This is a genomic window from Streptomyces sp. NPDC104313 (genome assembly GCF_055583985.1).
The window spans coordinates 421009-446169 of the sequence record NZ_JBVJMW010000003.1 but is presented as its reverse complement, the minus strand read 5'-3'; the positions used below and the strand labels follow the sequence as shown (position 1 = coordinate 446169).

The 25161-nt window shown below is 72.5% G+C and carries 23 protein-coding genes and 1 tRNA gene; 13 read left to right on the top strand and 11 right to left on the bottom strand.

The features are described 5' to 3' along the window. Window positions 1-73 precede the first annotated feature (73 nt). Together ACZ60Q_RS09160 and ACZ60Q_RS09155 are read left to right on the top strand one after the other, a co-directional pair. Window positions 74-1255 (top strand): FG-GAP repeat domain-containing protein, encoded by a 1182-nt coding sequence (locus ACZ60Q_RS09160; RefSeq protein WP_469630545.1) that lies wholly within the window; start codon window positions 74-76, stop codon window positions 1253-1255. Between the two features lie 126 nt (window positions 1256-1381). Next, window positions 1382-2365, top strand: a complete 984-nt coding sequence (locus tag ACZ60Q_RS09155; protein ID WP_469630543.1) for a Yip1 family protein — start codon at window positions 1382-1384, stop codon at window positions 2363-2365. 92 nt (window positions 2366-2457) lie between these two features. Here ACZ60Q_RS09155 and ACZ60Q_RS09150 read toward each other — a convergent pair whose 3' ends face one another. Continuing rightward, on the bottom strand, window positions 2458-2958 hold the full coding sequence (locus ACZ60Q_RS09150) for a phosphoribosyltransferase (RefSeq protein ID WP_109164844.1): 501 nt from the start codon (window positions 2956-2958) through the stop codon (window positions 2458-2460). Between the two features lie 6 nt (window positions 2959-2964). Continuing rightward, entirely contained in the window at window positions 2965-3540 is a 576-nt protein-coding gene (gene dcd, locus ACZ60Q_RS09145; protein ID WP_469630539.1) for a dCTP deaminase, read from the bottom strand. Between the two features lie 621 nt (window positions 3541-4161). Here dcd and ACZ60Q_RS09140 point away from each other — a divergent pair. The 4 genes from ACZ60Q_RS09140 (at window position 4162) to ACZ60Q_RS09125 (ending at window position 5181) form a co-directional block, all read left to right on the top strand. Further along, window positions 4162-4235: transfer RNA gene (locus tag ACZ60Q_RS09140), tRNA-Gly, on the top strand. Window positions 4236-4397: 162 nt separating this feature from the next. Continuing rightward, window positions 4398-4592: a type II toxin-antitoxin system Phd/YefM family antitoxin gene (locus ACZ60Q_RS09135; protein WP_469630536.1), complete on the top strand. Its 195-nt coding sequence runs from the start codon at window positions 4398-4400 to the stop codon at window positions 4590-4592. A gap of 29 nt (window positions 4593-4621) precedes the next feature. Next, the gene (locus ACZ60Q_RS09130; RefSeq protein WP_469630534.1) at window positions 4622-4987 is read left to right on the top strand and encodes a hypothetical protein; all 366 of its coding nucleotides are present in this window, start codon (window positions 4622-4624) and stop codon (window positions 4985-4987) included. After that, window positions 4984-5181, top strand: coding sequence for a hypothetical protein (locus ACZ60Q_RS09125; RefSeq protein ID WP_469630531.1), 198 nt, complete (start codon window positions 4984-4986; stop codon window positions 5179-5181). The genes ACZ60Q_RS09130 and ACZ60Q_RS09125 overlap by 4 nt, the downstream gene beginning before the upstream one ends. 432 nt (window positions 5182-5613) lie before the next feature. Here the strand turns inward: ACZ60Q_RS09125 and ACZ60Q_RS09120 are convergent, their stop codons facing one another. The 3 genes from ACZ60Q_RS09120 to ACZ60Q_RS09110 all read right to left on the bottom strand — a co-directional run bounded on the left by ACZ60Q_RS09120 (window position 5614) and on the right by ACZ60Q_RS09110 (window position 8072). Continuing rightward, window positions 5614-6078: a hypothetical protein gene (locus ACZ60Q_RS09120; protein ID WP_469630528.1), complete on the bottom strand. Its 465-nt coding sequence runs from the start codon at window positions 6076-6078 to the stop codon at window positions 5614-5616. Between the two features lie 843 nt (window positions 6079-6921). Further along, window positions 6922-7695, bottom strand: a complete 774-nt coding sequence (locus ACZ60Q_RS09115) for a polysaccharide deacetylase family protein (protein ID WP_469630526.1) — start codon at window positions 7693-7695, stop codon at window positions 6922-6924. Between the two features lie 149 nt (window positions 7696-7844). After that, window positions 7845-8072 (bottom strand): DUF4287 domain-containing protein, encoded by a 228-nt coding sequence (locus tag ACZ60Q_RS09110; protein WP_469630523.1) that lies wholly within the window; start codon window positions 8070-8072, stop codon window positions 7845-7847. A 340-nt stretch (window positions 8073-8412) separates the two neighbouring features. Here ACZ60Q_RS09110 and ACZ60Q_RS09105 point away from each other — a divergent pair, with 340 nt between their 5' ends. Continuing rightward, a complete protein-coding gene (locus ACZ60Q_RS09105; protein WP_469630520.1) occupies window positions 8413-9561 on the top strand; it encodes an NADH:flavin oxidoreductase in 1149 nt (382 codons plus the stop codon). Window positions 9562-9657: 96 nt separating this feature from the next. Here ACZ60Q_RS09105 and ACZ60Q_RS09100 read toward each other — a convergent pair whose 3' ends face one another. From ACZ60Q_RS09100 to ACZ60Q_RS09080, 5 genes are all read right to left on the bottom strand, one after another. Then, window positions 9658-10719, bottom strand: a complete 1062-nt coding sequence (locus ACZ60Q_RS09100; RefSeq protein WP_469630517.1) for a D-alanyl-D-alanine carboxypeptidase family protein — start codon at window positions 10717-10719, stop codon at window positions 9658-9660. 126 nt (window positions 10720-10845) lie between these two features. Continuing rightward, window positions 10846-12102 (bottom strand): sensor histidine kinase, encoded by a 1257-nt coding sequence (locus ACZ60Q_RS09095; protein WP_469630514.1) that lies wholly within the window; start codon window positions 12100-12102, stop codon window positions 10846-10848. 16 nt (window positions 12103-12118) lie between these two features. After that, window positions 12119-12868 carry a two-component system response regulator CseB gene (gene cseB / locus ACZ60Q_RS09090; protein ID WP_469630512.1) on the bottom strand — a complete coding sequence of 250 codons (750 nt, stop codon included), beginning with the start codon at window positions 12866-12868 and terminating at the stop codon, window positions 12119-12121. 209 nt (window positions 12869-13077) lie between these two features. Next, entirely contained in the window at window positions 13078-14124 is a 1047-nt protein-coding gene (locus ACZ60Q_RS09085) for an endonuclease/exonuclease/phosphatase family protein (RefSeq protein WP_469631282.1), read from the bottom strand. 129 nt (window positions 14125-14253) lie between these two features. Then, window positions 14254-18054, bottom strand: a complete 3801-nt coding sequence (locus tag ACZ60Q_RS09080) for an AfsR/SARP family transcriptional regulator (RefSeq protein WP_469630509.1) — start codon at window positions 18052-18054, stop codon at window positions 14254-14256. A gap of 166 nt (window positions 18055-18220) precedes the next feature. Here ACZ60Q_RS09080 and ACZ60Q_RS09075 point away from each other — a divergent pair, with 166 nt between their 5' ends. The 4 genes from ACZ60Q_RS09075 to ACZ60Q_RS09060 all read left to right on the top strand — a co-directional run bounded on the left by ACZ60Q_RS09075 (window position 18221) and on the right by ACZ60Q_RS09060 (window position 22675). Next, a complete protein-coding gene (locus tag ACZ60Q_RS09075) occupies window positions 18221-18784 on the top strand; it encodes an SDR family oxidoreductase (protein WP_469630506.1) in 564 nt (187 codons plus the stop codon). 202 nt (window positions 18785-18986) lie between these two features. Continuing rightward, window positions 18987-20306 carry an MFS transporter gene (locus ACZ60Q_RS09070; RefSeq protein ID WP_469630504.1) on the top strand — a complete coding sequence of 440 codons (1320 nt, stop codon included), beginning with the start codon at window positions 18987-18989 and terminating at the stop codon, window positions 20304-20306. A gap of 421 nt (window positions 20307-20727) precedes the next feature. Next, window positions 20728-21957 carry an IS701 family transposase gene (locus ACZ60Q_RS09065; RefSeq protein WP_469630501.1) on the top strand — a complete coding sequence of 410 codons (1230 nt, stop codon included), beginning with the start codon at window positions 20728-20730 and terminating at the stop codon, window positions 21955-21957. Between the two features lie 28 nt (window positions 21958-21985). Next, on the top strand, window positions 21986-22675 hold the full coding sequence (locus tag ACZ60Q_RS09060) for a response regulator transcription factor (RefSeq protein ID WP_469630498.1): 690 nt from the start codon (window positions 21986-21988) through the stop codon (window positions 22673-22675). Between the two features lie 92 nt (window positions 22676-22767). Here the strand turns inward: ACZ60Q_RS09060 and ACZ60Q_RS09055 are convergent, their stop codons facing one another. Beyond that, a complete protein-coding gene (locus ACZ60Q_RS09055; RefSeq protein ID WP_469630495.1) occupies window positions 22768-23526 on the bottom strand; it encodes a maleate cis-trans isomerase family protein in 759 nt (252 codons plus the stop codon). A gap of 261 nt (window positions 23527-23787) precedes the next feature. Here ACZ60Q_RS09055 and ACZ60Q_RS09050 point away from each other — a divergent pair, with 261 nt between their 5' ends. Then, the gene (locus ACZ60Q_RS09050) at window positions 23788-24948 is read left to right on the top strand and encodes an isopropylmalate synthase (protein WP_469630492.1); all 1161 of its coding nucleotides are present in this window, start codon (window positions 23788-23790) and stop codon (window positions 24946-24948) included. A 27-nt stretch (window positions 24949-24975) separates the two neighbouring features. Continuing rightward, window positions 24976-25161, top strand: coding sequence for a lysine biosynthesis protein LysW (locus tag ACZ60Q_RS09045; protein ID WP_469630490.1), 186 nt, complete (start codon window positions 24976-24978; stop codon window positions 25159-25161).

Here is a 25161-nt window from a genome sequence, read left to right as displayed (position 1 = left end):
CGACGGACAGCAGTCGGCGGGCAGCACACGACACGCGACGAGCGAACAACGGACGAGCGACGAACGAGGCCCCGTGCGCCCACGCATCACGCACCCGAAGGCAGCAGCGGTCACCACCAGGGCGACGGCCGCCCTCGCCGCGGGCTGCACCGGCCTGCTGCTCGTGCTCACCGGCTGCGGAAGCCCCTCGGCCGCCGACGCACCATCCTCCGCCGCATCAGGATCCGCCTCCTCATCCGCCTCCTCATCCGGGGACAAGAACGGCGACACCCCGCCGAACGCGCAGGCCCGGGCGGGCACGGCGCGCGTCCCCGTACCGCGGGGAGCCGGCAGCCGCGTCCCGTACGACTTCAACGGCGACGGACACCGGGACCTGGTCATCGACGACCTGGTGAAGGCCCCCGAGGACAGTCACGGCGACGACGCGGGCATCGGCATCGTGTACGGCTCCGACACCCCCGGCCGCCCCCTGGACCCGGCCGCCCGGCAACTGCTGAGCGCGAAGTCGAACGCGGAGAAGTCCGGTGACACCCTGCCCGCCGCGTTCGACGCCGAGGCGGCCCACGACCTGGACCGGGACGGCTTCACCGACCTGGTCGTCTCCACCGACCCCCCGTACAACGGCATCGGCGCCCCGCCCGTCCCCCTCCAGATCCTCTTCGGCTCCCCGCAGGGCCTGACGGGCAAGGCGGTCACCGTACGCATCCCGCAGAAGGCGCGGTCCGGCAACGAGTGGCCCGAGCAGCCGGTCTGCGGCGACTTCGACGGCGACGGCAAGGCCGACCTCGCGGTCACCGCCAGCGCCGGCCAGGTCACCTTCCTGCACGGCCCCTTCACCCGCACCGGGGCCCCGCGCGGCGCGGAACTGCTCCCCGACGGCGGCCCGTACCTCTACGCCCCCGAGCCCAGGGCCGACACCGACGGGGACGGTTACGACGACCTCGTCGCCGCGGCCCGCCCGCACGCCCCCGGACAGGCGGCCAAGGGCACGCTGCTCCTCGGCTCCGCGAAGGGCCCGGCACAGCCGGGCGGCGCCTACGCGTTCACGGCGGAGAAACTCCCCGAGGCCCCCCTCACCACCACCGCCCGCACCCGCACCGCCCTCCTGGACCACGGCGACTACGACGCCGACAGGAAGGCGGACACGGTGGTGCGGACGTACCGGGGCGAGCGGCAGGACCTGATCGCCCTCTACACGGCGGGTAACACGGACCGGCCCGTCGTCACCTTCTCCACGGCGCTGTTCCTCCCCTGAACTCCCCCCGACTCCCCTTCCTCAGGGCCTCGTGGAGCCCTTAGGGGATGTCACAGGTCGGCCGCAATGGCGGGCGGGTTCCCCGGCCCCCGTCCTCCGCCCCCGGGGACCAGGTACGTTCAATGGGTGGCTGGATTCAGGATCGGACGCGGCCGGGACAACCGCACCCCGCAACAACCGCAGCAGCAGCGGCAGCAGCCGTACGGAGGGCAGGAACCACAGCCGCCGTACGGTGCTCAGCCGTGGCCGACGACAGGAGGCCCCGGAAACGGCGGAGCACCACCGCCGTACGGGCCGCCGCAGGGCACCCCGTACAACACCGGCGGCTACGCGGGCCCCGGGCCAGGCGGGCAGGGCGGACACGGCCAAGGCCCCCACGGCCACGGCGGCCACGGCGGCCACGGCGGCCACGGCGAACCGGAGTACTTCGGCGACCCGTACACGGACCCCGCGCCCCATGACCCGTACGCCAACAACCCGGGTCACACGCAGGCGTTCCGCGTCGACGAGGACGCCTACAGCGGCGGCAACACCTACCAGGCCGGTTCCGCCCCGGCCCAGCCGACAGGCCCACGTCTGCGCTGGAAGGAACTGCTGACCGGCATCGTGGCGCGCCCGGGGCCGACGTTCTGGCAGATGCGGGACTACCCGGTCTGGGGCCCGGCGCTGGTCGTCACGTTCCTCTACGGCCTGCTCGCGCTGTTCGGCTTCGACCAGGCCCGCGAAGAAGCGATCAACGCGACGATCTCGACGGCCATCCCGTACGTCCTGTTCACGGGCGTCGGTTTCGTCATCGGCGGCCTGGTCCTCGGCGCGGTGACCCACACCCTGGCCCGCCAGCTCGGCGGCACGGGCTCATGGCAGCCGACGGTGGGCCTGTCGATGCTGATCATGTCGATGACCGACGCCCCGCGCCTCCTCTTCGCCCTCTTCCTGGGCGGCGAGAACCCCCTGGTCCAGATCGTGGGCTGGCTGACCTGGCTGGCGGCCGGGGCGCTGTTCACGTCGATGGTCAGCAAATCGCACGACCTGCCGTGGCCGAAGGCGCTGGGAGCCTCGGCGATCCAGCTGATCGCGCTGCTGTCGATCATCAAGCTGGGCACGATCTGAAAGCCCAGTCCGCACGAGAAGGCCCCCGAAGCCGTTGGTTCTAGCGCGCTTCGGGGGCCTTCTCACGCACAGGGGTACATGGGCTACGGCCCCTACGCGTCGAGAACCTGCCCGTCCCGCCGCACGACGGGCTTCTCCACACTCCACGGGAAGTTGATCCACTGATCGGTCTTCTTCCACACGTACTCGCACTTCACGAGGGAGTGGGACTTCTCGTAGATGACGGCGCTGCGCACCTCGGCGACATGGTCGACGCAGAAGTCATGGACGAGCTTCAGCGTCTTGCCGGTGTCGGCGACGTCGTCGGCGATCAGGACCTTCTTCTCGGAGAAGTCGATCGCGTTGGGCACGGGCGCCAGCATGACGGGCATCTCCAGGGTCGTGCCGACCCCGGTGTAGAACTCCACATTCACCAGATGGATGTTCTTGCAGTCGAGCGCGTAGGCAAGCCCACCGGCGACGAACACACCACCCCGGGCGATGCTGAGCACGACATCGGGCTCGTACCCGTCGTCGGCGACGGCCTGCGCCAGCTCGCGCACCGCCCGCCCGAAGCCCTCGTACGTCAGGTTCTCCCGCACGTCACTTGCCATGGTCGATCACACCTGGGTCCGATGGAAGTTCTGGAACGACCGCGAGGCCGTCGGCCCCCGCTGCCCCTGGTACCGCGACTCGTACCGCTCGGAGCCGTACGGGAACTCGGAGGACGAGGTCAGCTTGAACAGGCACAGCTGCCCGATCTTCATGCCCGGCCACAGCTTTATCGGCAGGGTCGCAAGATTCGACAGCTCCAGGGTCACGTGCCCGGAGAACCCGGGGTCGATGAACCCGGCCGTCGAGTGCGTCACCAGCCCGAGCCGCCCGAGCGAACTCTTGCCCTCCAGCCGCGAGGCCAGATCGTCGGGGAGCGAGATCACCTCGTACGTGGAAGCCAGCACGAACTCCCCGGGGTGCAGGATGAACGCCTCGTCGCCCTCCGGCTCGACCGTACGGGTCAGATCGGGCTGTTCGACGGCCGGATCGATGTGCGGGTACCGGTGGTTCTCGAACACCCGGAAGTAGCGGTCCAGCCGCACGTCGATGCTCGACGGCTGCACCATCGAAGGGTCGTACGGATCAATACGGACTCGGCCGACGTCGATCTCGGCCCGAATGTCCTTGTCTGAGAGAAGCACGTCCCGAGGATACGCAGAACGCGCGAGCCCGCCCCAACCGGACCACCCGCGCGCCTGCGGAACACCTCCGCCCCGCTACTTACGCGCCCTCTCCCACCAGCCGCCACAGCTGCCGACCACTACGTGCCCGCAACTGCTTCCGCCGCCACTTCCCGCGCCCACTGTCCCGCCGCGACTTCCCACCACCGCTGCCTACCGCTGCTACCTACCGCTTCTCGAACGCCACCGGCACGGCCTGCCGCAACCGGGCACACCGAGGACACCGGATCAACCGCCCTGGCCCGATCCGGCCGGCCCCGAGCTGCTGCATCGGGAACGACGAGGTAGCGAAAACATGCCCTTCGGCACAGCGGACGACGGTGCGCTCCATCGACTCCATCAAGCCCCTTCCCCAACCACATATGGACGAGAAAGCCACATTAGGGGATGAATGAGACGCCACTCCACACGGCACTCCGACCACCCACGCTACGCCCCCAACTCCCGCCCATCACACCCCCGTCCACCCTCCCCCTCCCCCTCCCCCCGGACACACAACACGGAGGCCCCACGGCTCATCCGCCGGAGGCCTGACATGGGGTAGGGTGTGCAACGATGCAGCGTCGGTAATCGACGCGCTTCGCGGGTGTAGTTTAATGGTAGAACATGAGCTTCCCAAGCTCAGAGCGCGAGTTCGATTCTCGTCACCCGCTCCACATCAAAGCCCCAGGCCAGCGGCCCGGGGCTTCCTTGTTGCCGCAAGCCCGATCAGACACCCCGCGCCCGCTCTGCACCCGACGTGCCCGTCGACCCCTTCCGGCCGCCCCCACCCCACGAACATGTATGCCAACTATGATAGTTGCTATACGCTTCAGCGTATGGAGACGAAAACGTACACAACCATCGACCTGCGCAAGGGGATGGGCGAGATCCTGGACCGGACCCGGATCGCCGGCGAGGCCGCCGCCATCACCCGGAAGGGAAAGACGGTCGCCTACCTGGTGCCGGCCGAATGGTTCGAGCAGATGGCCCGCGGGCACCAGCCGCACGAGGACCGGCACGAGGCGGCCTGACCCACCCTCCATACCAAGGAGCCCGAACCATGCCCGCCCATGCACTGCACTTCGATGGGTACGAGGGGGAACCTCTGCGGTTGCCGCCCATGCCCGAACGTACGCCCCAAGCACTCCGATTGGCCATTCAGGAACACGCTCCGCACCTCCTCCCGGACTTCGAGGCCCACTGGAAGCGCGTCATCGGCGACGCCTTCAACATCACCCCCGTTCCGGCCTTCATGCGCCTGTGGTGGACGCAGTACGCCATCGCGCGAAACCCCGTCCTCGACTCGCACCTTCGCGACCTCGAAGCCCGTGCCGCCAAGTCCGAGGACCCCGAGGAGTCCGTCCGGCTTCTGGAGGAGTACAGCCGCCTCCGGCACGAAGCCGCTGAGAGGAAGCCCGGAGAGTGATCGACGAACCACTCCGGCCGCCCTGGCAAATGGACTGGACGAAGCAGGCGCAGCACGACTTCCAGAACATGCCCGCCGAAGCCAGCGACCTGGTTCTGAGCGCACGTGCGGAACTGATCACAACCGAAGACCCGTACTTCCGGGGAATCGACGCCGATGCCTCGCTCCCGCACTGCGGCTTCCATAGACCGTGACCGTCCACTCCGACCGACGCAAAAGCACAGCTCAACGCCTCTTCGGTGGCCCAAGCACCGCTCATTCCCAAGCTCGGAGCGCGAGTTCGATTCTCGTCACCCGCTCCACGACTATGGTCCAGGCCATCTGCCCGGGCCTGATGTGCCATCCGGCACCGGTTCAGGCGTCGTGCGCCAGATCCGGAACAAGTGGCGTGCCCTCGTACGACATGGACCGTCAACGGCGGCGGCCCTCCGGCAGCCCGGCTCGACCGAGGGCACCCGCACAGCCGCCCGGTGATGTCGTTGCAGCGGCACGACGGCCCGCGTGCTCGGCCGGCCAGTTCTCGATGCGCGTCCACGACTCACTCATCGGTGCGGTCATGGCACGGGATCCTGCCACCGGGTACTGACAGCCACCGGATGCCCGGAAGCCTGGATGCCCGGAAGCCGTCAGCCGTGCGTCGCGGAGGTGTACGCGAACAGCGCGATCACACCGGCGACGCATACGAGGATCACCCACGAGCTGAACCCGGTGCGCCGCCCCCTGCCGTTCTGCCGCGTGGACTTGCGGGACCGCCGGGACCGCCCGGTGGCCGCCCGGTCCGGAGCGGGCCGCGCCGTGTCGGCCGCCGCGTCGGCCAGCAGGCGCCGGCAGGTCGCGGCGAGCACGCCCGTACCGGCGGAGAGGGGCACCACAGCCTCCGAGCGCGCCGGAGCGGTGGTACCGCCGTCCAGGATGCGTCCCGCGCGTACGAGAATCTCGTCCCGGCCGCCCGAGGGAGCGAGGCTGATCCATCGCCGTACATGCTCGCCCCGGATGACCATCCCCCCGGACCGCTCCCGGTACACGGTGTGCTCCCGCCACAACACCGCCGCCAACTCCTGTGCGGTGTCTCTCAGTTGTGCGCCCGCCATGCGTCCCCCCACCTCGCGTCGAATCGAACGAGCATCGAACTCTACTGGCGGGCGCGGCTTCCGGAGCATCAGCCCCACCCCAAGCCGACCCGGCCGGTGCCGGCAGCCGGTGCCGGCTGAGGCGAACCTGCCGCCTCGTATCACCGATGGAGCTGCCGGACGCGGAACGCGCCCTCTTGGTGGCAGGTGTGCGGCAGGCCGCCGGTCCGGGCAGGGACCGGCTCTGCCGGGAACGGGTCGTGGGCGGGCGCGCGCTGTTCGAGGCGGAGCGGTACGTCGACGACTGGCAGGAGCGCTACGGGACGACGATGGGTCCGGCCAGGGCCGCGGGCAACCTGCGGGCCCGGGGCCATGGACCTGTTCGAGCGGATCGGGCACCGGCGGGGTTACCTGGAGGCGCTGCGCGAGGCACCGTTCTTCCTCGTATCTTCCTCGTACCCAACGGCCGGCCGGGGTGATCAGCGACCGCCCCGAGTCCGCAGCCGCTGTGGTCGCCCTGGGACTCGGGCTTTCGGCCTGTGGTGACGACGGCGGTGAACCTGCGGCGGAGACTCACCGGCGGCTGCCCGGCCCCGCCCGGGCAGCGAGCCGGGCAACGAGCCGGGCAACGAGCCGGGCAGCGAGCTCATCGGCGATACTCCCGGCGAGTGTGACGGGGAGACCGCACCCCACGAGTTCACCACCGGGGCGCGTCGGTCACGGCCGGCCAGTTCGACGAGGGCCACGCGGTACAGCGACAGTCCGGTTGTCCGGGCCGATCGAGTTTCGGTTCAGCGGTCCTGTCGACGGCGGGGACGAGCCTCGCTCAGCACACAGGGTCTCGTTCAGCAAACAGGGCCTCGCTCAACGCACGGGGAATCCGAAGGAGTAGCCCTGCTCCTTCAGCCAGGGCAGGACCTCGCGCAGAGCGGTCAACGTCTGGGAGCGTTCCCCGCCCGCGTCGTGGAAGAGGACGGTCGGCCCGTTGGAGATCTCGCGCTTGACGGTGGCGACCATGGTGTCCGCACCGGGGTGTTCGAAGTCCTTGGTGTCGACGTTCCAGCCCAGCGGTCGCATTCCGTGGGAAGCGGCGAGCTGTCGGCTGTACGGGGTGAAGGCGCCGCCCGGGGCCCGGTAGTACTGCGAACGGACGCCTCCGGACGCCTTGGTGATCATGCGTTCGGCGTCCAGGATCTGCTGGGACTGGTAGGCCTCGGACTTGGTGTCCATGGTGGTGTCGTGCGAGACGGTGTGGTTGCACAGCCGGTGGCCGTCTGCCACGACCGCCTTGACCAGGTCCGGGTAGGCCTGGGCCTGGGTGCCCACCATGCAGAACGTGGCCTTCACACCGCGGTCCTTCAGCAGTCGCAGCACCTGCGGCGTCCAGACCGGGTCCGGTCCGTCGTCGATGGTGATGTTGACGCCCCGGGCCCCGCGGTCCGAGGCGTGCACGATGTCCGCGGCCACCTTGGCCGCGGGCCGGTCCCGCTCGTCCGGCGACGCGGCACTCCCCGACGGCCGCCCCCCGGTGGTGTCGGCCTGGGCGGTCCACAACGAAGTGGCGGCGGCCAGCGCCGTGACGCCGAGCGCCGCCGCGAGGAGCCGGCTGTGCCATGCCCTTCCCTTGTGCTTGCCCATGTCCGCCCGCCCCTTTTGTCTTTCCGCCGTCTCGACCGATGCCGTGCACCCATCTAGACAGGCGAACACCCCGGTGGGCTACCTCGGTTACCGATCGCGGACAAAGCTGAAGGGACCCGGCGACAAACAAGGGTCACCAGGAGATCCGGTCAGCGGGCTGTGTCCTCGGGGAGGTTGCCCTCGGCGAGGGTGTGCACGACCAGGGCGTTGGCGTGGCCGTGGCCCATTCCGTATGCGGACTTGAGCCAGGAGACCAGCTCCATGTGCTTGGTCAGCGGGGAGGTGCGAATGAGGCCCTTCCACTCGGAGACCGGGCGGCCGTACTTCTTCTCGATCGAGGGGAAGTAGCTGGCAGGGCCCTTCACGGCGTCGGTCATGGGGTGTCCCGTCTGCGGAGTGCGGTTGTGGAGTGCGGTTGTGGAGTGCGGTTGTGGAGTGCTGAGTGCGCGCGGGTGGTGAGTGGTGAGTTTGCGCCTTACCCGTCCGGAAGCTTCGGGGGTATGACCGAAGGTGGACGGTGAAGTCATCGGTGTTCAGCTGTGGATCAGGTCACAGCCCCGACCCCCGTGCGCCGCGCCGCCGGAGACCCGACCACCGGAGGCTGACTCCGTTCTTTGCCCAGGCTTTACCCGGATCGGGGCCGGTGCCGGGATGCCCACGCGGCGGGAGCGCGTTGGGGCCGGGTGAACATCCCTCGGCTACGGACAGGACACCGACGTGACAGACGTGACGGCACACACGCCGACCGACGTGACAGGCACGGCAGCACGGGCGGCGGGCACCCTCTCCCGCCCGTTCTCCGTACGCGGGCTCACCGCCCGGAACCGGATCGCGATGGCGCCCATGACCCGGGAGTTCTCCCCGGACGGTGTTCCGGGACCGGACGTGGCGGACTACTACACCCGGCGGGCCGCCGGTGACGTCGGGCTGATCATCACCGAGGGCACCTACGTCGACCACGAATCCGCGGGGACCAGCGACCGGGTGCCGCGCTTCCACGGCGAGGCGGCGTTCGCGGGCTGGGCCCATGTGGCGGACTCCGTGCACCGCGCCGGCGGCACGATCATCCCGCAGCTGTGGCACGTGGGCGTGACCCGCACCGAAGGCGCCGGTCCCGTACCGGACGCCGAGCCGGTCGGACCGTCGGGCCTTTCCCTGAGCGGCGAGCCCAAGGGGCGCGCCATGACGCAGCAGGACCTCGACGACGTCATCGCCGCCTTCGCCGACGCGGCGGCGGCCGCCGAACGCCTCGGTTTCGACGGCGTCGAACTGCACGGCGCCCACGGCTACTTGATCGACCAGTTCCTGTGGTCCGGCAGCAACCGGCGTACCGACGCCTACGGCGGCGACCCGGTCTCCCGGGCCCGCTTCGCCACCGAGATCGTGGCCGCCTGCCGCGCCGCCGTCTCCGACGCCTTCCCCCTCTTCTTCCGGATGTCGCAGTGGAAGATGGACGCCTACGACGTGAAGATCGCCCGGACCCCCCAGGAGCTGGACGCCCTGCTCACGCCGCTGGCCGAGGCCGGTGTCGACGTCTTCCACGCGTCGACCCGCCGCTACTGGCTGCCGGAGTTCGAGGGCTCCGACCTGAACCTCGCCGGATGGGTGAAGAAGGTCAGCGGCAGGCCGACCCTCACCGTCGGCTCGGTCGGGCTGGACGACGACTTCTTCAGCTCCATCCAGGGCAACGACTCCAAGGCCACCGGTATCGAGCAGCTGCTGGACCGGATGGAGCGTGACGAGTTCGACATGGTCGCCGTCGGACGGTCGCTGATCTCCGACCCCGAGTGGGCGGCGAAGACCCTGCGCGGGCGCACCGCGGACATCACTCCGTTCACCGCGGAGATGCTGACGACCCTGCGCTGACCCGCGAGCCCCCCGACCCGGCGCCCCTGACCTGGTGCCCCTGACCCGGTGCTCTTTGACCCGGAGCTCTTGGCTCTGCTCCCTGCGCCCCATGCCCTATGCCCTGTTCGCCGCCACTGGGAGGTCCCTGCGGATCGCGGCGATCAGGGCGCGGCTGGCCTCGTGGGCGGCGGCGCTGCCCTCGGCGGGGGCGGTGCCGGCGCGCTGGCGCAGCACGACCCCGAGGACCAGACGGGAGACTCCGGCGACCTCCTGCGTGGTGGCCCAGACGAGGTTGCCGCCCGCCGGGGTGGAGGAGCCGGTCTTCAGGCCGATGACCCCGTCGCGCCCGAGGAGCTTGTTGGTGTTGCGGAAGGTCGCCCCGGCGCCCGGGGCCGTGACGGAGGCGGTCGCCACGATCCCCCGGAAGGCCGGGTCCTTCATGGCGGCGCGGGCCAGCCGCAGTTGGTCCTCCGCCGTGCTCCTCGTACTCGCCTCCATGCCGCTCACTCCGGTGTACGTGGTGGCGCGCATACCGAGGCCGGCGGCGGCCCGGTTCATTTTCGCGACGAACGCCTTCTCGTCGCCCGCGTCCCAACGGGCGAGCAACCGGGCCACGTTGTTGCCCGACGGCACCATCATCAGTTCCAGCAGCCGCCGTTGGGTGTACTCCCGCCCGGCCAGCACGGGGGCGGTCGTCTCGACGGAGGAGTACGACTCGTCGGCCGCCTGCCGGTCGGCGACCACGGTCGCACCGGGGGCGTCGGCCCGCATCGGGTGGCCCTTCAGGATCACGTAGGCCGTCATGACCTTGGTGACGCTGGCGATCGGGACCGGCTTCCGCTCGCCCCGGGTGCCGAGGCTGCCGATCCCCTCGACCGCCACGCTCGCCTGGCCCTCACGTGGCCAGGGCAGGTGCATCGACCTGGCGAGCGGCGCCACCTCATCCTCCTCCCGGCCCTCGGCGGGGGCCGGCCCGACCGTGGACCTGCCGCCGCCGACCGCGTACCACCCGCCCGTACCGGCCACGAGCACCACGGCGGCGGTCAGCGGTACGAGGATCGAGCGCCGGAGGCGTAGGCCGGAGCCGGAGCGGAAGCGAAAGCGGAAGCCGCTCCCGGCAGCGGGTGCGGGGGTGGGGATGGTGCCGGGGGCCGGAACGGTCGGGATCTCGGGCATGGGCGCCTCCAGGTGACAGGTGCGGGTTCGTGCGGTTTCCCGCACCTCTGTCACCTTCGAGGAGGCGTTCTTCCGGCCCCGTACAGCGCCGTTTCCACCCCGGCGAGAATGCGTTTCGGTTCCGTATCAGGCCGGACGCGGGGCCAGGTCCAGGGTCGCGAGCGCTCCGCCGCCCGGGGCGTCCGCGAAGGTCAGCCGGGCTCCGAGCACCTCGGACTGGCCCTGGGCGACCGTCAGGCCGAGACCGTGCCCCCGGCCGCGTTCGCTCGCGCCGGTACGGAAGCGCTGGGGGCCCCGCTCCAGCAGGTCGGCCGGGAAACCGGGCCCGTGGTCACGTACGGAGATCCGCGTCCCGGTCACGGTCACCTCGACGGGTGCCGCTCCATGCCGGTGGGCGTTGGTGACGAGGTTGACCACGATCCGCTCCACCCGGCGCGGGTCGGTCTCCACCACCTCGGCGGCCCCGACGGCGACCCCGGTGTCCGTGCCCGTACGCCGCACCACATCGGCGACCAGTTCGCCCAGCGGCACCGGGTCGAGGCGGGGCCGCTCGACGCCCGCGTCGAGGCGGGAAATCTCCAACAAGTCCTCGACCAGCGCGTTCAGGGCCCGCAGCCGGTCCCGTACGAGGCCGGTCGCCTCGTCGTCGTCGGGCAGCAGCCCGGCGGCGGTGACCAGGCCCATGAGCGGGGTGCGCAGTTCGTGCGCGACGTCGGCGGTGAAGCGCCGCTCGTTCTCCAGCTTGCGCTGGAGGGCGCCCGCCATATCGTCGACGGCCGCCGACATCTCGGTGATCTCGTCGCGGGCCCGCCCGGCGGGGCCGATGCGGGCGTCCAGGTCGCCGTCGGCGATACGGCGGGCGGTACGGGCTCCGTGGCGCAGCCGCCGGTTGATCGGTTCGGTGGCGAGGGCGGCGAGCGGGACGACGAACAGGAGGGCGGCGAGGACGGATTTCACGATGCTGCGGTCCAGGAGCTGGAGGCCCCGGACCTCGGCGCTCATGTCGTCCCGGACGACGAGGATCCGGTCGCCGCCGACGTCCACCGCGCCCCACATCCAGAACCAGTTGGGGGGATCGGCGTCGTACCAGGTGGCGTACTCCTCGGTGGTGCCCGGACGGCCCTCGGCGAGGTCCCGTGCCAGCGGCTCCGGCAGTTCCGCCCTGGTCCGTACGTCGATGTCGGCAGGCGCCTTCCCCGTACGGAAGAACTCCCGCTCGGCGGCGATCAGCCGGATGAGGGTCCGGTCGTGGCCGACGCGCAGCCCGCGCTCCCGGGTCGCGTCGTGGACCAGGAAGCCGACCACGGCCGCGACCGCGCAGCACGCGGCGGCGGCGAGTGCGGCGATCTTCCAGCGCAGGGCACGGGGGTTGAGGAGGTCCACGGCGTCCGCCGGCCGCTCAGCCGCGGACGAGCTTGTAGCCGAAGCCGCGGACGGTCTCGATCCGGCCGCTGCCGATCTTCTTGCGCAGCCGGAGCACGCACAGGTCCACCACCCGGGTGTCGCCCTCCCAGCCGTAGTCCCATACGTCGCGCAGCAGGCGGCGGCGGTCGAGGACCGAGCCGGGCGCGGCGGCGAACTCCAACAGCAGCCGCAGTTCGGTAGGGGTCAGCGACAGGGTCTCGCCGGCCCGGCGCACCTCCATGCCGAGGGTGTCCACACTGAGGTCCCCGAAGACCAGGGTGTGATCGGCCCGGCCGGACTTCTTGGCCGCGGGGCCCTCCGCGTCCGGGCGGAAGGTGGCGCGGCGCAGCAGGGCGCGGATCCGGGCGACCATGACGGCGGTGTCGACGGGCTTGATCACGTAGTCGTCGGCCCCCGCCTCCAGGCCCGCGACCACGTCGAGGGCGTCGCCGCGCGCGGACATCATCAGGACCGGGACGGGGCTCTCCTCGCGGATCCGGTGGCACAGGCCGATGCCGTCCAGCTCGGGCAGCATCACATCGAGGATCAGCAGGTCGTACGTGCCCGCTCGGAAGGCCTCCAGGCCGCTGAGCCCGTCGGCGGCCACCGCGACCCGGTAGCCATAGCGTTCCAGGGCCAGCTGTACGGCGCGGCGGATGGTGGCGTCGTCCTCGACCACGAGCACGCTGACGGGGGCCGGGCCCCGGGCTTCGGACACGTTGCCTACCTGGGCGTTCGAGGTCATCGGTCGGTCGCTCGCATCGTAGTCGGGGGCGGGTGGGGGACCTGGTCACCGCCTCACCGGGGCCGCGCCGGAGAGGCCGTCGGCTCACCGGGGCACGGCGGTGGGATCACCGGCTCGCTCGGCGTTGCGGCACGGTTACGTCACCGGCTCAGGGTGGCGTTGCGGCACGGGTACGTCACCGGCCCGCCCGGCGTTGCGGCACGGGTACGTCACCGGCTCAGGGTGGCCGCCACCGGGAGGTGGTCGCTGCCGGTGGCGGGCAGGGTCCAGGCCGCGCGCGGGGTCATCCCCCGCACCAGCACGTCGTCGATGCGGACCACCGGGAACGCTGCGGGCCAGGTGAACCCGAGGCCGTCGCCCGCCTCCCGTTGCGCGGAACGCAGCTGGGAGGTCACCGGGGCCAGCGCGCCGTCCTGGTACGTCCCGTTGAAGTCGCCCAGCACCACGACCCGGGGCGCGGGCTCCGCCCGGAGCGCGGCGGCCAGCTCGCGGGCCGCCTCGTCGCGCCGGTCCGTCGTGAAACCGGCCGCCGAGACCCGTACCGACGCCAGATGGACCGCGTACACGGCGACGGGCCCGTCCGGGGTCCGGGCCGTGGCGCGCAGCGCGCGGGTCCACGGCATGATCGGCACCGCCCGCACGTCCGCCAGCGGGTACCTGCTCCAGATGCCGACCCCGCCGATCACCGCGTGGTGCGGATAGGCCGCGGCCAGTTCGCGGGAGTAGACGGCCGCCGACGCGTCGGACAGCTCTTCGAGCGCCAGCATGTCCGCGCCCGCCCCGACGAGCACGCGCGCGGTGCCGGTCGGGTCGGTGTTCCCCTCGCTCACGTTATGGCTGACCACCGTCAGATCGCCGCCGCCCGAGCGCTTGTCGATGAGCGCTCCGCCGAAGAGCACGCCCCAGACGACGGCGGGCGCGAGCACCGCCACGGCGGCGGTCCGGGACCGGCGTACGGCGGCGAGCCCGAGCAGGACCGGCACGCCGAGTCCCGTCCAGGGCAGCAACGTCTGGAAGAGACTGCCCGCGTTGACACCCGCGTTCGGGATCCAGGCGTGCGACGCCATCAGCGCGGCGCAGCACACCGCGACGGCGGCGAGCAGGCGGTCCGGGCCGCGGGAGCGGTCACGCCTGCCGGCGGGGGACGGCGGACCGGCGGGGGGCGGCACAGCGGCGCCGGGCGGCGGGGGCCCCGCGCCGGTGGCCGTCCGGGCGTCAACCTCCTCGTGGGTGTCCAGGCCCTTCCGGGTGCTCAGCACGGCACGGGTCTCCCAACGTCGCGTACACCGGAGGTCGGGTACGCCCCCAGCGTTCGCGAGCCGTGCTTCCGGGCGGTCAGAGCGGTGCTTCGGGGACCGCGCGGGTCTGTATCGGCTGCGTATCGGCTATCGGTCGGGGGGCGTCGGGAGAAGGGCGTCACGGGCGCGGCGGACCGCCTCCTCCGGGTCCAGCCGGCCGCCCCTCCCGTATGCCTTCGCGAACGCGTCCGCGCCCAGCGCCGCCCGTGCCGCGTCGGTGACACGGTCGACGTCGGCGCGTTCGGCGGGCGGCAGCGGGGCCCCGGCCCGACGCCGGGCGGCCGCCGCCGCACCCAGCAGGACGGCCGCGTGGGTGGCGGCGGAGCCCTGGCCGGGGAGGGCGGCCGCACCGGCGAGGCCCTCCAGGGAGAGGGCCAGGGCGCGGGGCTCGGCGAGAGCGCGGGCGATCTCCAGGCCCGCCAGGTGGTGGGCGGCCGCCGCGCGCGCGTCGCCGCGCAGCTCGGCGACGAAGCCGAGCTCGGCCAGGAGCAGATGATCTCCCGCCCGGGAGGAGACATCGGCGTAGCCGTCGCGGATGTGCAGCAGGTGGGTCTCGGCCCCGTCGAGGTCGCCCGAGCGGCGGGCCCCGAGGGCGAGGCCCATCCCGGAGTGGATCTCGCCGTACTTGTAGCCCTGTTCGGCGGCGATCCGGCGCGCCTGCTCGTGCAGCTCGCGGGCGCGGTCCCAGTCACGGGCGAGCAGCGCGAGCCGTCCGAGGCCGGAGAGCCGCGCGGACACCTCCGCCTCCAGTCCCCATTCCCGTGCCATGCGCAGCCCCTCGTGCTGGCGACGCTCGGCGTCCTCGTAGGCGCCCTTGATCTCGGCCAGCGCGGCAAGCGGCGAGACCGTCTGCAACTCACCCCAGAGATCGCCGAGTTCACGGAAAATCAGGGCACTGCGCGTTCCGTCGCGGCCGAGACCGGCGAGGTCGCCGCTGACCAGCGCGAGCGTCGCGCGCAGGCCGAGAGCCGCGGCGGTGCCCCACTGGTCCTTCGCGGCGGCGAACAGGGTGAGGGCACGGGTGTTCAGCTCGCCGCTCCCGGCCGCGTCGCCCGCACCGAACAGGCCGTACGCGCAGAGCCAGAGCGCACGGGCCCGGCGCACGGGGTCGGGAACGCCGTCGGACGTGGGGACAGCGACGGACGTGGGGCCGCCGTCAGACGTGGGGGCGCCGTCGGATGTGGGGACAGCGACGGACGTAGGGCCGCCGTCAGACGTGGGGGCGCCGTCGGACATGGGGACGCCGTCGGACATGGGGGCGCGTCCTTCCACTGTGGCGGCGACGGCCGCGCGATCACCGGTGAGCAGGGCGAAAGCGGTGTGCAGCAGAGCGAGTTCGGCAGAGGCCCGGCGGCCGGGGAGGGTGGGAAGTACGGGGAGAATGGGGAGTACGGGACGTACGGGGCGGGCCGGGTCGGTGGATGCCGAGAGGTCGGCCGGCCCCGAAACATCGGCCGGCCCCAAGACGTCTTCCGGCGCCGGAGCGTCGCCCGTCGCGGCCAGCACCGCACCCAGGCTGCGGCGGGCTTCCGTGAGGCGGCCCCGCAGCAGCCACCACCAGGCGAGGGCTGTGGCCAGCCTGACCGCCTCCGCCGGCTCTCCCGCGACCGCCCGGCGCACCCCTTCTTCGAGCGCCGTACGCAGGTTGCCGGCCTCGGCGTCCAGCCGGGCCAGCCAGGGCCGCTGACCGGCGCCGCGCAACCTGGGCTCGGCGGCCTCGGCCAGGGCCCGGTAGTGGCGCAGATGACGGTCCCGTACGGCCGCGAGGTCCTCCATCTCGTGGAGCCGCTCGGTCGCGTACGCGGCGACGGACTCCAGGAGCCGGTAGCGGGGGCCGGTGGGCCCGTCCACCACGACCACCAGGGACCGGTCGACCAGCCGGGTGACGAGGTCGAGTACCTCTTCCCGGGCGACGCCGTCCCCCGCGCAGACCGCTTCGGCGGCGGCCAGGTCGCAGCCGTCGCTGTGGGCGGCGAGGCGGCGCAGGACGATGCGTTCGGGCGCGCTGAGCAGTTCCCAGCTCCAGTCGATCACCGCCCGCAGCGTCTGCTGGCGAGCCGGGGCGCCGCGCTGCCCGAAGGTGAGCACCCGGAAGCGGTCGTTGAGGCGCACCGCCAACTCCCGTACTCCGAGTGCTCGTACCCGGGTGGCGGCGAGCTCCAGTGCGAGCGGGATGCCGTCGAGGCGGCGGCAGATCTCGGCCACGGCCCGGCGTTCGGGCTCGTCCGGTGCGTCCGGGTCGCGCGGGAAGCCCGGTGTGGCGGCGGCGGCGCGCTCCATGAACATCCGGACCGCGTCGACGGGCGGCAGGGGCTCGACCAGGAACATCGCCTCGCCGGCCAGGCCGAGCGGCTCCTGCCCCGTGGCGAGGACTCGCAGGCCGGGGGCGGTGCGCAGGAGCAGCTCGGCGAGTTCGGCGGCGGCGTCGACGACGTGCTCGCAGTTGTCCAGGACGAGCAGGGTGCGCCGGTCGCGCAGGGCTGCGGCGAGGCGGTGCGGCAGGGAAGGCGTCGCGGCGCCGGTACCCGGGAGCGAACGGGGGGCGTCGTCGCGGATGCCCAGGGTGGCGGCGACGACCTGGGCCAGGTCGGCCGGGGTCCCGGCGCGGATGCCGGAGAACTCCACGAGCCAGGTCCCGTCGCCCAGTTCGCCTGCGCGGCCCCCGTCCCGCTCAGCGGTGGCCGCCGCCACGGCCAGCCGGGTCTTGCCGACGCCACCGGGGCCGGTGAGGGTCACCAGCCGCGCGCCGGCGAGGAGTCGGGAGAGGTCGGCGAGCGCCTCACGGCGGCCGACGAGGGGGGTGAGGGGGACGGGGAGGTTGGAGGGGGAGGACGTAGCTGAAACGGCGCCCGCCGCGTGCGGGGGGGCGGACGCGGCGCCCGCAGCCCCCGGCGTGGCCGCCGCACCTCCTGCGGAGGCGTGACCCGAGAGGGCCCTCACGGCCGCCGCGTCGTCCGACGCGGCCCCGTGCGCGGGAGTCCCGTCCGCCGAAGCCCCGTTCGCGTAAGCCCCGTTCGAGTGAGCCCCGTACGCGTGAGCCCCGTACGCGTAAGCCCCACCCCCCGAAGCCCCACCCCCCGAAGCCCCGTACGCGTAAGCCCCACCCCTCGAAGCCCCGTCCGCGTAAGCCCCGTACGCGTGGGTCACCGCGCTCAGCCCCGGCTCCTGCCGCAGCACCGCCCCGTGCAGCGACGCCAGTTCGGGGCTCGGGTCGACCCCCAGCTCCCCCGCCAGCCGGGCGCGCAGGTCCTCGTACGACGCGAGCGCCTCGCTCTGGCGGCCCGCCGCGTACAAGGCCCTCATCCGGACGGCGCGCAGGCGCTCGCGCAGCGGGTGGAGCGCCACGAGGTCGGCGAGTTCCCCGGCGAGGAGCGCGTGGTCCCCCGCCTCCAGGCGGGCCTCCGCCTGCTCCTCCAGCACGGAGAGCCGCTGCTCCGCGAGGCGCTGGACGGCCCCTCGGACGAAGAGGGCGTCCGCGAAATCCGCGTATGCCGGTCCGCGCCACAGCTCCAGGGCCTCGGTGAGCAGCGCGGCCCGCGCGCGCGGGTCCCGGACGGGGCGGGCGCTCGTCACCAGGGCGCGGAACCGGGTGGCGTCCACCTCGTCGGCGCCGTCGTCGATCCGCAGCCGGTAGCCGGGGGGCCGGCGGACCACCCGGTCACGGCCGATGACCCGGCGCAGTTGGGAGACCTTGGCCTGGAGCGCGCCCGAGGGCCTGCCCGGAGGCGCGTCGCCCCACAGGTCGTCGATGAGGCGGTCGGCGGAGACCGGCTCCCCGTCGTGTGCGAGCAGGTCCGCCAACAGGGCCCGGACCTTGGCTTCGGGGACCCTGACTTCCCGTCCCTCGCCGTCCCACACCACCAGTGGCCCGAGCACCCCAAACCGCATAGCCGCCACCGTACAGGCCCTGCGGACCGGCGTCCCGGCCGTCGGCCGCCCGAAGGTTTCCCGAAGGTTTCCCGAAGGTTTCCCGAAGTGCCCGGGCGCAGAGTCATGCCGCCGGTGGCACCACTCCACCGGCGAGGAACGGGCGCCCCTGGAGGGAGCGGCAACCATGACCAAGTACGCGCGAAGGAAAGCCCTGGTCGCCGGTGAGGCAACGGGCATCGGCCTGGCCATCGCCAAGCGCCTCGTGGAGGGCGGGGCGGCGGTTCTGCTGACCGCCCGCACCTACGAGGAGCGCGCGCACGCGATCGCCGAACTCGGCTCCGCCGGCCGCGTCGTCGCGCCCTCGGCCGTGGCGGACGCCCTCGCGGGGGACGGCTCCACCGGCTTCCCCGCAGGCGGCGTCGATCTTCTCTTCGCCGACGCGATCCCCACCGCGCGCCCCCTGCTGCCGCACCTCGGGGACGGCGGCTCGATCGTGCTGACCGCGCCCACCCCGTGCCCCGACGCCGTGCGGGCGTTCGCCGCCGAACTCGTCTCGCGGGGTATCCGCGTCAACGCGGTGGCGCCGGGCTGTATCGAGGCGCCGGGCTCCGGCGCCGTACGCCTGCCGCCGCTGGGGCGTCTCGGCGCCGCCGAGGAGGTGGCGCGCGCCGCGCTCTTCCTGGCCACGGAGGCGACGTTCACCACGGGGGCCCGGCTACCCGTCGACGGCGGCCTCGGCCGCCCGTGAACCGGCTTCCCCCGAACCGCGGTCCGTGAACCGGCCGGCCGTGAACCGCGGTCCGTGAACCGGCCGCCCCGGGACCTCCGGCCGTCCCGCTCGCCACCTCGGCTCTCCCCTCCCACTCTCCCCTTCCCCCCTCTCCCCTCTCCCCTCTTCCGTTCCCGCGTCTCACACCCCACCACCCATCCGGAAACCAGGAGCACATCCCATGAGCACCGCACCCGACTCGGCGCCCGCAGCCGCTGCGGCACCGGACCCGACGAACGCGGGCGACCACCAGCAGAAGCTTCCGCTCTTCGCGCTGCTGGCCCTCGCCACCGCCGTCTTCATCACCAGCCTCACCGAGACCCTCCCGGCCGGTCTGCTGCCCGCGATGAGCCAGGACCTGGGGGTGAGCGAGTCCGCGACCGGGCAGACGGTCACCGTCTACGCGATCGGCACCGCCCTGACCGCGATCCCGCTCACCGCCGCCACCGCGGGCTGGCGGCGCAAGAAGCTGCTGCTCACGGCCATGGGCGGATTCGCCCTCGCCAACACCGTGACGGCCGTGTCGTCCGTCTACGAGCTGACGATGGTGGCCCGGTTCGTCGCGGGTGTCGCGGCCGGTCTCGCCTGGGCCCTGCTCGCCGGGTACGCCCGCCGCATGGCCCCCGCGCACCTCCAGGGCAAGGCGATGGCCGTCGCCATGGCCGGTGTCCCCGTCGCGCTCTCCCTCGGCGTTCCCGCCGGTACGTTCCTCGGCGACTGGCTCGGCTGGCGTGTGGCGTTCCTGTCGATGACGGCACTCACCGCCGCGCTCCTGGTGTGGATCTTCGCGGCCGTGCCGGACTTCCCGGGCCAGGCGCGCGGCGAGCGGCCGAAGCTGCTGCCGACCCTGAAGATCCCGGGGGTCTCCCCGGTCCTCTTCGTCACGCTGGTCTTCGTGCTGGCGCACACCATCCTGTACGCGTACATCGCCACGTACCTCGACGACCTGGGCCTGGGCGACTCCACCGGCCTGATCCTGCTGGTCTTCGGCGCCGCCTCGCTGGCGAGCATCTGGATCGTCGGCGCGCAGATCAACCGCCGGCTGCGCGGCCTCACCGTCGGCGGCGCCCTGCTGGTCGCCGTCGCCTCGCTGATCCTGGCCGTCCTCTCCGACACCACCGCCCTCGTCTACGTCGCCGCGGTGCTGTGGGGGCTGGGCTGGGGCGGTGTGCCCACCCTGCTGCAGACCGCCGTGGGCGACGCGGGCGGCGATTCCGCCGACGCGGCACAGGCGATGCTCGTGACGCTCTGGAACGTGGCGATGGCGGGCGGCGGCATCGTCGGCGGCATCCTGCTCGACACCCTGGGCAGCGAGTCCTTCCCCTGGACGGTCCTGCTGCTCCTCCTGCCGGTGATCGCGGTCGTGCTCTACGCCCGCCGGGCGGGCTTCCCCGCCCGGCGGCCGGCAGCCGAGGAGGCACCGTCGGCCGGGGCCCCCGCCGCGAAGGCCCCGGCCGAGAAGGCGACGGCCCCGGCCGGCGGGGCGGGCCCGGCGGCCTGACGACCGACCGCCGGAGGCCACCCGTCCCCCGTCCTCCGGCGGTCCCACCCCACCGGCCGGTCCCGGAGCACCGGCGGCGGCTCTCCGGTCGCGGTCCCTGTCACCGGGACACGGACTCCGCACAGAGCACAGAGCACAGAGCACACAGCACCGTGCCGGGGGCATGTTCATGATTTGTTGACACTTCGCCAGGCCGATCCGGCGCACCGCTCCACCACGGGTAAAACCGGGTAATCCCCTCGCACGCACCGCCCGCCTCCGTCCCGTCCAAGCACGTTTGCGCAGGTCAGACGGCGAACTTGCAAAATAGACGGCCGACCCGGGCAAATCCCGCCCCGGGCGGTACTTTCACCTCGTACTGATATGCCAAGTAGCCACTCGGGGGCGAGCGGTGACGAGTATCGAGGGGGCGTAGCGTTACATGTCGTCAAGTGAGGTACGCGCGGCGATGCCGGGCGACGGCGCGCGCATGCAGACGTTCCTGGACGAGATCTTCCGGGCGTTCCAGCGGCCGGAGCAGCGCCGTTGGGCCCAGGCGTATCTGTGGGCCCTGATCCACGCATCGGGCAAGAAGACCCCCCGTCGCATGGCGCTGGCGAAGCCCCTGCCCTCGGCCGCCACACACGGTCTCCACCAGTTCATCAACGCCAGCCCGTGGGACTGGACTCCGGTACGCCGCCGGCTCACCGCCCTGGTCGCCGCGCGGACGACGCCGTCCGCCTGGACCGTCGCCGAGCTCATCATCCCCAAGCGCGGCGAGCACTCGGTGGGCGTGCACCGGCGTCTGGACACCGTCACCGGCCGTACCGTCAACTGCCAGCGTGCGCTGGTCTTCTTCCTCTCCTCGGGCGCCCAGAGCTACCCGGTGGGCTGGAGCCTCCTGCTCGACGGCACATGGGACTCGGACCGGGAGCGCAGGCGCCGTGCGCGCATACCCGACTCCGAGGCCGGGCGCACCCCCGCCGGCCATGTCACCGGCTACGCCGCCGAGGTGGCGGCGCATCCCCTGTTGCCGCGCGTTCCCTGGGTGCTGGACCTGACCCGCTGCCCCGAAGCGGCCGGGGTCCTCGCGGGGCTGGCCCGGCAACGGGCCGATGTGGTGTGCGAGGTCGCGCCGGACCATCCGGTGCTGCTCACCGGGCAGCACGCGCCCGCCGTGACCACCGTCAGCGGGCTGATGGAGGTGCGGCACGCCCGGCAGACCCATGTCCTGCTCCGGCAGGCCCCCGACGGCCGGGTGCGGGCCGTACCGGTCCACACGTACGCGGGCACGGTGACCGCCCCCCGGCCCGCGCCCGGCGACACCGTGGGTGCCCGCACGTACCGCGTCCTGGAGAGACCCGACCCGGACGGCCGGCAGCCGTCCCGCTACTGGCTCACCACGCTGACCGGCCACCGGGTGGAGGAGGTCCTGCGGCTGGCGCGCAGCCACTCCTCGGCGCTCTCGGCCGTGGCCGTGCTCCGTCAGCGGTTCGGCGTCCTCGACTTCGAGGGCCGGTCCTTCCCCGGCTGGCACCATCACATGACCATGGCCTCGGCCGCCTATGTCCACCAGCGCCTGTCCCGCGCTCCCGGAGCGGCCACCGCGCCGCCGGGCGTGCCGCCGCCGCCCCGCGTCCCGGCCGCCGCGCTCGCCGGCGCCCCCGACTGACGTGCGGGCCAGGCGGGAGACGGAGCGCATGAGACAGGTGCTCGTGGTAGAGCCGGACGTCTCGGCCGCGGCGGCCGTGGTCGGGGATCTGCGGCGGCAGGGGTTCACCGCGCGCGGCGTCCCGACCGGGGAGCGGGCCCTGCGGGCGTACGGCGAGGCGGACCTGGTGCTGTTCTCCCTGGAACTGCCCGATATCGACGGTCTGGAGTTATGCCGGACCCTGCGCAACGGCGGGGACACAGCGCTGATCGCGGTCACCGAAGCCGACGCGGAAATGGAACGGGTCCTCGTTCTGCACGCGGGCGCGGACGACTGCGTGGTGAAATCCTGGGGGTTCCGGGAAATCGCGGCCCGTATCGAGGCGGTACTGCGCCGCACCCAGCCCCGGGGGACCCTTCCGGCCGCCATTTCCCTGCGCCATCTCCATATCGATCCGCATCTGCGGGAAGTGCGGTTGCACCACCGGCCCGTCGGCGTCACGTCGAAGGAATTCGAGCTGCTGTACACCCTGGCCGCCACTCCTGAGACGGTCGTGACGCGCAAGGAGCTGATGGCCCGGGTCTGGGGGAGCGACTGGGGGCACACCAGCCGCACGATCGACACGCATGTGAGCAGTCTCCGGGCGAAGCTCGGCTCCAGCGGCTGGATCATCACGGTCCGGGGCGTCGGCTACCGCATGGGGCACGCCTGGCGGATGCCGGAGACGTCCGCCGGCTGACCGGAGCCCGCGCCCCGCACCGGAGCCCGCGCACCGCCCCGGGGTCCGCCCCCGGTGCGCGCCCCCGCCCGCGCGCCTCCGGGCCCGCACCGTCACACCGCCGCGCCCTCCAGCCGTCGGAGCAGCGGGTGGTGCGCCTCGCCCGTCGCCCCCACCGCCCGCCGCGCCCACCAGGCCGACGCCAGGTTCGACGTCAGCAGGGTGCGGTGCGGGTCCCGCCGGGCCAGCTCGGTGAGGGCGGCGAGCGTCCCCATGCCCGTGCCCGTGAACAGCAGGGCCGTGCCGGCGGGCAGTTCCCGCTCCCGTATCCGCCGCAGGATCGCCTCGGTCGTCACCGCGTACGGGTCGAAGTGCCCGTACCCGCCCGGCCCCGCGGTCTCCTGGGCCGGGACGAGCACCACCCCGTCGACCGTGAGACCGGCCCGCTCCCAGAAGCCGCGGGAGGTGTCGGTGAGCCACGGCTCGTACGGGGAGACGAGCGTCAGCCGGTCCGCCCCGAGCGCCTCGCAGGCGGCGAGGATCGCCTGGGTGGAGGACTGCACGGGAGAGCCGGCGCGCTCCGACAGCTCGGCGCAGAAGGCCCGGTCGCCCTCCGGGCCGAGCAGGTAGTGCGACGCGCTGCACGCGACCACGGTGGCGTCCAGTCGCAGTGCACCGAAGCTGCCGAGCAGGTCGGGGAGCACCTCGTTGTACGTCTCCAGCATCGCCCTGAGCCCGGCCCCCGGAGTCACCGGGAAACGGGTGGCGAACACATTCGTTCCGGCGCCGAGCAGATGGTTGAACTCGGGTTCGGCCGTGGGGTTCTCCGGCGGCACGACGACCCCGAGCCGGGGCAGTGAGAAGAGGTCCATGGACGCACCGTAGGGCGGGTGTCACGACAAGGAGCATCATCCGTCCGTTATTTGGCACGTTCACACACCACCCTTGCACTGTTTTTCCTTCCTGACATTCCTTGACACTCCTTGACACTCCGCAACACAGCCCTGACACAACAGATATTGCTCTTTTCAGCCAGGCGCCGAAGGATACGAAGCATCGAATGCGAGACCGCGATCTGCGGTCCTCGCCCAGCACATCCAGACCCCTTTTTCGGGGCAAGAGGAGCAAAGGACATGGCAGCAGAAGGAGAAGGGCCGGAAGAACGGGAAAAGCCGCCCCGCATATCGGATGCGACACTGCGGGACTCCGCACACATGGCGGGGGTGGAATTCAGCCCCGCGGACGCCGCGGCCATCGCGGGCCTGCTGGTGCGCACGGGCGTCGAGCTCGTCGAGGTGGGCATGGTCTCCGGCCCGGACTCCCAGGACGCCGACCTCGTCCTCGCCACCCACGAGGCCATCACCCCCGAGCGCAGCATGACGCTCGTCGTCGTACGCGACCGGCGGCAGGTCGCCCGTGCGCTGGACGAGGCCGGGCGCCTGGGCGTGCGGCACATCATGTACTCCATCCCCACCTCCGAGCAGCACGCGCGGCTCAAGCTCGACTCGGCAAGCCCGAAGTTCCTCCAGTCGCTGGCCCGTTCGGCGATCCAGCAGGCCAAGGAGCGCGGCTTCCACGTCACGTTCAGCGGTGAGGACGGCGCCCGTACGCCCCGGGAGCGACTGGTCCCCTATGTGGAGGCGGGGTTCGCGGCGGGGGCGGACCGGTTCCGGCTCGCGGAGACGGTCGCGTACCTCTCCCCCTGGCAGATGGAGACGGTGATCGCGGACATCACCGCGATCGACGGCTCCGAGATCGAGATCCACTCGCACAACATGCTGGGCATGGCCGTCGCCAACTCCCTGGCCGCCGTTCGGGCGGGCGCCCAGTGGATCTCCGCGACCGTCGGCGGCATCGGCGAGCGCGGCGGCAACGCCCCGCTGGCCGAACTCCTCACCTCGCTGCGGGTCCTCCACGGCGACACCCGCTTCGACCTGAGCCACCTCACCGAGCTGTCCCGGATCGCCCTGCGCGGCGCCGGCCTCGGGGACGCCTTCCAGTCCGGGCCGACCACCCCGCACGCCTTCGCGTACGAGCTGCCGGGCCAACTGAACCACCCGGGCGCCTACGAGACGCTGCCCGCCGAACTGGTCGGCAACACACGTGAGTTGCGCGTCCGCTCCCGTCTCACCACCGCTCTGGTCCGCTGGGCCCTGGCCGATTCGGGACCGGACGTCGACGTGGACGCCTTCACCTCCTGGCTGGCCGGGCGGCAGGAGCGGGACGGCCGCCCGCTGCTGGACCGGGACGCGATCCGCAAGGCCGCCGTCGACTTCCGCCCCGTCCCCGCGTAACCCATCCCCCTGTCTACGGAGTTCACGATGCCCACCGCCACCCTGACCGGCGTATGCCCCGAGTGCGAGACCGACCTGACCGTCCCCCCGGTCACCCTGGGCGAGACCCTCTCCTGCCCCGAGTGCGTCCTGACCCTCCGCGTCGAGGCCGTCCAGGACGGCCGGCTGACGCTGGAGATGGTCGAGGTGCAACTGCGCGACTGGGGTCAGTGA

Excerpts from the sequence above, each read along its gene's own strand:
- ACZ60Q_RS09150 (WP_109164844.1), bottom strand. The coding sequence starts at position 2,958 with ATGGCAAGTGACGTGCGGGAGAACCTGACGTACGAGGGCTTCGGGCGG.
- ACZ60Q_RS09080 (WP_469630509.1), bottom strand. The coding sequence starts at position 18,054 with ATGCGGTTTGGGGTGCTCGGGCCACTGGTGGTGTGGGACGGCGAGGGA.
- ACZ60Q_RS09060 (WP_469630498.1), top strand. The coding sequence starts at position 21,986 with ATGAGACAGGTGCTCGTGGTAGAGCCGGACGTCTCGGCCGCGGCGGCC.
- ACZ60Q_RS09135 (WP_469630536.1), top strand. The coding sequence starts at position 4,398 with ATGGAGACGAAAACGTACACAACCATCGACCTGCGCAAGGGGATGGGC.
- ACZ60Q_RS09045 (WP_469630490.1), top strand. The coding sequence starts at position 24,976 with ATGCCCACCGCCACCCTGACCGGCGTATGCCCCGAGTGCGAGACCGAC.
- ACZ60Q_RS09120 (WP_469630528.1), bottom strand. The coding sequence starts at position 6,078 with ATGGCGGGCGCACAACTGAGAGACACCGCACAGGAGTTGGCGGCGGTG.
- ACZ60Q_RS09050 (WP_469630492.1), top strand. The coding sequence starts at position 23,788 with ATGGCAGCAGAAGGAGAAGGGCCGGAAGAACGGGAAAAGCCGCCCCGC.
- ACZ60Q_RS09070 (WP_469630504.1), top strand. The coding sequence starts at position 18,987 with ATGAGCACCGCACCCGACTCGGCGCCCGCAGCCGCTGCGGCACCGGAC.
- ACZ60Q_RS09065 (WP_469630501.1), top strand. The coding sequence starts at position 20,728 with ATGTCGTCAAGTGAGGTACGCGCGGCGATGCCGGGCGACGGCGCGCGC.
- ACZ60Q_RS09055 (WP_469630495.1), bottom strand. The coding sequence starts at position 23,526 with ATGGACCTCTTCTCACTGCCCCGGCTCGGGGTCGTCGTGCCGCCGGAG.
- ACZ60Q_RS09130 (WP_469630534.1), top strand. The coding sequence starts at position 4,622 with ATGCCCGCCCATGCACTGCACTTCGATGGGTACGAGGGGGAACCTCTG.
- ACZ60Q_RS09110 (WP_469630523.1), bottom strand. The coding sequence starts at position 8,072 with ATGACCGACGCCGTGAAGGGCCCTGCCAGCTACTTCCCCTCGATCGAG.
- ACZ60Q_RS09100 (WP_469630517.1), bottom strand. The coding sequence starts at position 10,719 with ATGCCCGAGATCCCGACCGTTCCGGCCCCCGGCACCATCCCCACCCCC.
- ACZ60Q_RS09075 (WP_469630506.1), top strand. The coding sequence starts at position 18,221 with ATGACCAAGTACGCGCGAAGGAAAGCCCTGGTCGCCGGTGAGGCAACG.
- ACZ60Q_RS09115 (WP_469630526.1), bottom strand. The coding sequence starts at position 7,695 with ATGGGCAAGCACAAGGGAAGGGCATGGCACAGCCGGCTCCTCGCGGCG.
- cseB (WP_469630512.1), bottom strand. The coding sequence starts at position 12,868 with ATGACCTCGAACGCCCAGGTAGGCAACGTGTCCGAAGCCCGGGGCCCG.